Annotated in this window: 1 protein-coding gene; it reads left to right on the top strand. The window is 71.8% G+C overall.

The genetic code is table 11. From position 1 onward, the window contains the following. Nucleotides 1-255: SMP-30/gluconolactonase/LRE family protein (locus SB658_RS25675; RefSeq protein WP_410603280.1), on the top strand; the 255-nt coding region annotated here is incomplete at both ends.

Raw genomic sequence — 255 nt, 5'->3', positions numbered from 1 at the left:
CGATGTGGCACCCGAACGGGCTCGCCTTCTCTCCCGACGAATCACGCCTCTACGTCGCCGACACGGGTCACGCGCCCGGCACCGAGGCCCATGGCGAGATCCTCGTCTTCGACCTCGAGGAGGGGGAACCGGTCGGGGGCACCCGCTTCGCACAGGTCGACGAGGGCGCATCCGACGGCATCAAGGTCGACGCGAGCGGCCGCGTCTGGAGCTCGGCGGGCGACGGGGTCTACGTGTTCTCCCCCGGGGGCGCCC

Source organism: Bacillus sp. SIMBA_008, assembly GCF_046535495.1.
Classification (GTDB): Bacteria; Bacillota; Bacilli; order Bacillales; family Bacillaceae; genus Bacillus; species Bacillus subtilis.
The sequence above is the reverse complement of the archived record's forward strand: the minus strand, read 5'-3'. Positions and strand labels throughout refer to the sequence as shown.